The organism is Flavobacterium sp., assembly GCF_031409475.1.
Taxonomy (GTDB): domain Bacteria; phylum Bacteroidota; class Bacteroidia; order Flavobacteriales; family Flavobacteriaceae; genus Flavobacterium.
Map to the genome: position 1 here is coordinate 1 of NZ_JANNXH010000026.1, position 6908 is coordinate 6908.

Here is a 6908-nt window from a genome sequence, read left to right on the forward strand (position 1 = left end):
TTTGCAACCTTAAAAATTTATAAAACAATTTGTTATGTATGCAATCGTAGAGATAGCAGGGCAACAATTCAAAGTTAGCAAAGACCTAAAGGTTTACGTTCACCGTTTGACAAATGAAGAAGGAACTAAAGTTTCTTTCGACAAAGTTTATTTGTTAGACGACAACGGTACAATCACAATAGGCGCCCCAGCTATAGAAGGTGCTTCAGTAGAAGCCAAAGTGTTACAACACTTAAAAGGAGATAAAGTTATCGTTTTCAAAAAGAAAAGAAGAAAAGGATACAAAAAGAGAAATGGACACCGTCAGTATCTTACTCAAATTGTAATCGAAGGTATTACAGCATCAGCTCCTAAAAAAGTCGCTGCAAAAAAGGAAACTGTTGAAGTTGCAACTGAAGAAGTTGAAGCTCCAAAAGTAAAAAAAGCTCCAAAAGCTAAAAAAGAAGATACAGTAGAATAATAACAAAATAAAACTAATACGTCATGGCTCACAAAAAAGGTGTCGGTAGTTCCAAGAATGGTAGAGAATCAGAATCAAAACGTTTAGGTGTTAAGATTTTTGGTGGTCAAGCTGCAATTGCTGGGAACATCATCGTAAGACAAAGAGGTTCAAAACATAATCCAGGTGCAAATGTTTACATTAGTAAAGATCACACCCTACACGCAAGAGTAGATGGAGTTGTTTTCTTCCAAAAGAAAAGAGATAATAAATCGTATGTATCTATACTTCCTTTCGAAGCATAATCATAAAGATTTTATATTATTAGAAAACCCGTTCGCCTAGGCGAACGGGTTTTTTGTTTTTAAAATTCATATTGTATCTAAAATGATAGGCATAAATTATGAATTTGTTCTATGCAAACGTTTTTTTACTTTAACTGAGGTAGAAGTTGAAATATATATTAATTTTTATTTGTGAAATACGCAGTTTTTATTAATAAAAATTTAACTAGAAATTGATTTATTCCAAGGTTTTATATAAAATATAGGCATTTAGTAGAAAGTAAAAAAAAGCAGGTAAGGAAACTAATAAAGAGTCTTTCATCTTTATTCTTACACCTACACCAAGAAGCATTAACAAAGTTAACCCAGATGAAGCAAGAGCTAAAACGGTATGATTCTGAAAGCCTATAAATAGGCCAAAAGCTCCTGTCAATTCTAAAACAGCGGTTAATGTTCCAAACTTTTCAAGACCAAATCGTTTGAATTCATTTTTCATATTTGTAGAGACAAAATAAGCGATTCCGTAGAAAAGAAAAGAGATTGCCGAAAAGAAAATAAGTACAGTTAAGAAATTCATATTTTAATTATTTGGATGCATACAGTGCCACAAAAAGGGATAATGCCAAAAGTAATAGAGAGGGAAAATGTTTAGACCAAGGGTTTTTTGCTTTAAAATGAAAAAACTGTGCACTTACCATTAGAAAAGCCATCATAAGTGACGGTATAAATACTAATTCAGGAAACCATATTCCCGTTATTAACAAGGTTGACAAGGCAATTTTTGATGCACCTACGGCGTTTCTTGTCAAATCAGATAAACCGTAGTGTTTGAATTCGGCAACAATGTTGTTAAACCTAAAAATCCAAACATAGCATACAGACAAGGCGATTACTAGCTGGGCAATAATAGTGTAAATATTCATAGTCTTAGGATTAAAGTTGGTTTCTTTGTTTAAATAGGACTTTTTATTAGGTTTAATTTGTTAGTTATTCTTTAATTAATTACCCCGAACAGGTTATAATTATTTCAAATATACCATAAACTTAGATTATAATGATTCCGTTATTAATTTATTAGTTGAGAATTGATGTTGATTTAATTGTGTTGTCCCAACCTTATCCTGTGGAAGTTGGGAATGAGAGATAAGAAAAGATAAGTCAAACTATATTCTATAAGTTTTTTTAATTTGTGGATTATTATATAAAATTAAAACAACCCTTCGATAGACAAATATCTTTCACCTGTGTCATAATTGAAAGTCAGGACAACTGCTCCGTCGGGAATAGTTTTTAGTTTTTTAGCCACTGCCGCCAATGATGCACCAGTTGAAATTCCTACAAGAATTCCTTCTTCTTTAGCAATTCTTCTGGTAAATTCAAAAGATTCGTCTTTACTTACTTGTATTACTTCGTCAATCAAGTCGCTATGATAATTAGCTGGAACAAAACCAGCTCCAATTCCCTGCAAAGGATGAGGTCCTGGAGTTCCGCCACTCAATACAGGCGATAATTCTGGTTCAACAGCAATTATTTTTATTTTAGGGAATTTAGCTTTCAATACTTTTGCTACACCCGAAATGTGTCCTCCTGTTCCAACGCCTGTGATTACATAATCTAATCCATCAGGGAAATCTGCAATAATTTCTTGTGCGGTTGTTTTTTCGTGAATGGCAACATTTTCTGGATTTTCAAACTGTTTTGGAGACCAAGCATTTGGTGTTGCTTTGACTAATTCGGCAGCTTTTGCCATAGCGCCTTTCATCCCTATCTCGCGAGGCGTAAGCACAAATTCAGCGCCATAAATTTCCATTAATTTTCGGCGTTCTATACTCATTGAATCGGGCATTACTAGAATCACTTTGTATCCTTTGACAGCGGCTACCAATGCCAGACCAATTCCAGTGTTTCCAGAAGTTGGTTCTATAATCACACTATCAGCATTCAATAAGCCTTTACTTTCGGCATCTTCTATCATCGCTAAAGCAATTCTATCTTTGATGCTGTTTCCTGGATTCGTTCTTTCTAATTTAATCCAAACTTCTTTGCTGTTTCCAAACAACTTGTTGATTTGAACCACTGGAGTATTTCCTATGGTTTCTAAAATGCTTTTTGCTTTCATATCTGTTAATGTTATGATTTGAATCGTATTTTATACTTTATAAAGCAATGGCTAATTTACGTAAAAAAACAGAGCGGAATAAATTGGTTTGGAAAGAAAAAACTCCTAGACTTTTTGTGAGAATATAAAATTAAATATTTACAAATAGAAATTTGTATAGATATTTAAATAGCAGGCAATTCGCCCATTGTGATTTCTTGAAATGTAGCGTCTGGGTCAAAATCGTATTCAGCTTTTCTCCTAATTAGAAGTTTTATGGTTTCAATAATCCAATTTTGTTCAGGCATGGTCAATGGTTCAAAAAACAATCTGTTTTTAACTTTTCTAGCTTCCGATTTATCTCCTCGTTCAGAAGTTAAATCTCCAAGCTTATTAAGGACATCTCTACGGATTGAATATTTTTCTACCGCTTTTGTTCTAGACCCAGCACTTGATTCAATAATTGTAAGGCAAAAATATGCCATACTAAGAAGAGGTTCTTTTCCGTTTTGAAAACCTTCAACCCTTTTAATTAGACTTTCAACGTCTGGCGAATATTTTATTTTTTTTGGAGGTAATGGATATTTATTTCTTGTAACATGTACTGTTGCTGATAGGCCCGAAAAACTGATAATCGATGCACTAATATTTACGCGTACTGTATTTGAACCTTCAACAATAGTTGGGTTTCTGTCCACAATTTTAGAATTAATAAATTCAAACCAAAATTCTTTGCGTCCAAAAGTTAAGAAATAGTCAAGCTCCCATGCTTTTAAATAAGGGTCAACAAATGAACGTGCTTGATCTTCTGTTGCGCAATTATTCTTTATCTCAACATTTAAAGATCCATTCTCTAGTCTAAGTTTAAATGAAGTAAATTCTTCTTCTAATATTGGAGGATTGTCAAACGAAATTTCATCGGATGTTTTTAAAATGTAATTAAGTGATTCAACAATAGGGTCGTTCATGTTTTAATATTTTAAACTGATACTGTATTATTTATTAAGTTTATATTCTTTTGCTAATTTATGTAAAAACAACATTTATTTAGCATAAAAAACCCTCACATTTCTGCAAGGGTTCTATCTTAATACTTGATACTAATTTCTTAATACTAATATCTGTAATATTCCGGTTTAAATGGACCTTCAACCGCTACACCAATATAATCTGCTTGGTCTTTACGCAAAGTTTCTAATTCAACACCTAGTTTTTCTAAATGCAACATAGCTACTTTTTCGTCCAAATGTTTTGGTAACATATACACGTCATTGTTGTAAGCCGCGCTATTTTTCCACAATTCGATTTGAGCTAGGGTTTGGTTGGTGAATGAATTACTCATTACAAAACTAGGGTGACCTGTAGCACAACCAAGGTTTACTAGACGACCCTCGGCAAGTACTAGAATATCAACACCATCAATAGTATATTTATCCACTTGTGGTTTAATTTCAATTTTTGTGTTCCCGTAGTTTCCGTTCAACCAAGCCATATCAATTTCGTTATCAAAATGTCCGATGTTACAAACTATCGTTTTATCTTTCATAGCACGGAAATTACTTTCTAATACGATATCTTTATTTCCAGTTGTAGTGATTACAATATCAGCAGTAGGAATAACAGACGCCAATTTTTTAACTTCAAATCCGTCCATTGCCGCTTGAAGCGCACAAATTGGGTCAATTTCAGTAACCGTTACAATAGAACCAGCACCTCTAAATGAAGCTGCAGTTCCTTTTCCAACATCACCGTAACCACAAACGATTACTCTTTTTCCAGCTAACATAATATCAGTTGCACGTCGAACTGCATCAACTGCAGATTCTTTACAACCGTATTTATTATCAAATTTTGATTTAGTAACTGAGTCGTTTACGTTTATTGCTGGCATTGGCAAAGTTCCTGCTTTTACTCTTTCGTACAAACGGTGCACACCAGTAGTAGTTTCTTCTGACAATCCTTTGATTCCAGCAACCAATTCTGGGAAACGATCAATAACCATGTTGGTCAGATCGCCACCATCATCAAGAATCATGTTCAATGGTTTTCTGTCTTCGCCAAAGAATAAGGTTTGCTCAATACACCAGTCAAAATCAGGTTCGTTCAAACCTTTCCAAGCATAAACCTGAATTCCAGCAGCAGCAATTGCAGCAGCAGCTTGATCTTGAGTTGAGAAAATGTTACAAGAACTCCAAGTAACTTCAGCACCAAGAGCAATTAAAGTCTCAATCAAAACCGCAGTTTGAATCGTCATATGCAAACATCCTGCAATACGAGCACCAGCAAGCGGTTGTTCGTTTTTGTATTCTGCACGAAGTGCCATTAAACCTGGCATTTCAGCTTCGGCTAGTTCGATTTCTTTTCTTCCCCAAGCCGCAAGAGAAATGTCTTTTACTTTGAAAGCCACATAAGGCATAGTTGCTGTACTCATTTATAGTATATTTGTAATTATAAAATTTTTTGCAAATTTACGTAATAACTTTATAATTTAAAAAGCATTTAGTACTATTTATGAATTGTTTAATACCGTAATCTTTTGAATTTTAATGAAATAATAATATCATTGCTAGTTTGCGGGGCAATTAGGAGCTATTTCCTGCTATCCGCTCTATCTTTTTCTGCGCAAAAAAGCGCAAAAAAAGGATGCCGCTTCTATCAGGGCTAAAACATCAATATCAATAAATGCCTCTATACAAAACGATAAACTATAATTCTTCAACCCAAATTCTCGTATGGAAAATAACCGAATCCTACGAGCAATTGTTCGCGGAGGTACAATTGAACGAAAAAAGTTTGCTACGATTAAACGGAATGAAATCTCAGTTGCATCAACGTGCCTTTCTCAGTGTTCGAAAGCTATTGCAACAAGCAAATTATTCAGATTTTGATTTGTATTATGACCAATCAGGAAAACCATATTTGAATCCAAATGTACCTCACACTCTCCCGAAGCTTCGGGAATACGAAGTGTCAATCTCCCATTCCCATGAGTTTTCGACACTAATAATCAGCGATCAAAAAGTGGGAATCGACATCGAAATGCAACGCGAAAAAATAATAAAAATCGCTGATAAATTTGTAAACAGCAAGGAGTTGAACCGTTTAAAAAACCAAAACAGTCAAGATTACATAAAAAAACTAACGGTAAAATGGGGAGCAAAGGAAGCCATCTTCAAGATTCGAAACGAGCCAGGAATCAGTTTCAAAGACCACATACAAGTAAATTCATTTGAAATCAGTGACGGAACAACAACCGCTATCCTTGAAATAGAAAACTTAAAACAAAAATTCACAATACATTTTGAAGAATTCGAAAACTATACTTTAGTCTACACTTTCGAAGAGATTTGACAACTTTTTAAAAGTTGTCAAATCTGAAATAAACATGTTGTCAAATCTAAATAAAAACCAAATATGGCAAAAAAAGAACATTATTACACTCGATTTGAAAACGATGGAATATATCATGTTTACAATCGAACAGTTGATAGAAAACCTTTATTTACATCTGATGAAAATTACGCCTATTTTATTCGTCAGTTTGATAAATACTTGTCTAATTACGTCAAGATTTATGCTTATAATTTATTAGGAAACCATTTTCATTTTATGATAAAGGTGAATGATTTAACAGATTTGACAACTTTTCAAAAGTTGTCAAACCTTTAAAGTATTAAAATCCGTAATTTAAAAAAAGCCGAAAGTCAAACGGCTTTCGGCTTTTTTTGAGGGAAACTGAACTTACTGTTTATGGAAAATGGCATTCGCCGATAAATAATTGCTCCGTTCATTTTTATTAAAATTTTTGACAAATCTAAAACACTTAATTCTAATGGGCAAATTTTTAATTTTTAATTTCCAAAAACTCAAATCCTGCGCGTTCGGGCATCAATCCGACGGCTTCTTCATTTTCCGCCATGATGTAATATTGGATATTTTTAACATCCATCACAACGCCAAAAATCCCATCACCCGCCGCGTCGTCATTGTGTTTTCCATCGTCGAACATCGGCAAATAGCGGTAAGGCTGTTGACGGTCATTGCGGACGCAACAGAAGGCGCGCGATGCATTTGTCAACTTGGTTTT

10 protein-coding genes are annotated in these 6908 nt (G+C 34.0%); 4 read left to right on the forward strand and 6 right to left on the reverse strand.

Annotation, left to right across the window (positions count from 1 at the left end; all coding sequences use genetic code 11):
* Positions 1-34: 34 nt before the first annotated feature.
* Positions 35-460, forward strand: a complete 426-nt coding sequence (gene rplU, locus RMO53_RS04995) for a 50S ribosomal protein L21 (protein WP_310378605.1) — start codon at positions 35-37, stop codon at positions 458-460.
* Between the two features lie 23 nt (positions 461-483).
* A complete protein-coding gene (gene rpmA / locus RMO53_RS05000) occupies positions 484-744 on the forward strand; it encodes a 50S ribosomal protein L27 (protein ID WP_310378607.1) in 261 nt (86 codons plus the stop codon).
* A gap of 217 nt (positions 745-961) precedes the next feature.
* On the opposite strand, the gene RMO53_RS05005 is transcribed toward rpmA, so the two are convergent.
* From RMO53_RS05005 to ahcY, 5 genes are all read right to left on the reverse strand, one after another.
* Positions 962-1300 (reverse strand): DoxX family protein, encoded by a 339-nt coding sequence (locus RMO53_RS05005; protein WP_310378609.1) that lies wholly within the window; start codon positions 1298-1300, stop codon positions 962-964.
* A gap of 7 nt (positions 1301-1307) precedes the next feature.
* On the reverse strand, positions 1308-1646 hold the full coding sequence (locus RMO53_RS05010) for a DoxX family protein (protein WP_310378610.1): 339 nt from the start codon (positions 1644-1646) through the stop codon (positions 1308-1310).
* Between the two features lie 284 nt (positions 1647-1930).
* Entirely contained in the window at positions 1931-2842 is a 912-nt protein-coding gene (cysK, locus tag RMO53_RS05015; protein WP_310378612.1) for a cysteine synthase A, read from the reverse strand.
* A 164-nt stretch (positions 2843-3006) separates the two neighbouring features.
* Entirely contained in the window at positions 3007-3789 is a 783-nt protein-coding gene (locus RMO53_RS05020) for a hypothetical protein (RefSeq protein WP_310378614.1), read from the reverse strand.
* A 146-nt stretch (positions 3790-3935) separates the two neighbouring features.
* Positions 3936-5252: an adenosylhomocysteinase gene (gene ahcY, locus RMO53_RS05025; protein WP_310378616.1), complete on the reverse strand. Its 1317-nt coding sequence runs from the start codon at positions 5250-5252 to the stop codon at positions 3936-3938.
* A 251-nt stretch (positions 5253-5503) separates the two neighbouring features.
* Between ahcY and RMO53_RS05030 the strand changes: the two genes are divergently transcribed.
* Together RMO53_RS05030 and RMO53_RS05035 are read left to right on the forward strand one after the other, a co-directional pair.
* Entirely contained in the window at positions 5504-6172 is a 669-nt protein-coding gene (locus tag RMO53_RS05030) for a 4'-phosphopantetheinyl transferase superfamily protein (protein ID WP_310378618.1), read from the forward strand.
* A gap of 63 nt (positions 6173-6235) precedes the next feature.
* Positions 6236-6490 (forward strand): hypothetical protein, encoded by a 255-nt coding sequence (locus RMO53_RS05035; protein ID WP_310378620.1) that lies wholly within the window; start codon positions 6236-6238, stop codon positions 6488-6490.
* Between the two features lie 175 nt (positions 6491-6665).
* Here the strand turns inward: RMO53_RS05035 and RMO53_RS05040 are convergent.
* Positions 6666-6908, reverse strand: a 243-nt coding sequence (locus RMO53_RS05040) for a choice-of-anchor X domain-containing protein (RefSeq protein WP_310378622.1), incomplete at its 5' end; no start/stop codon positions are given.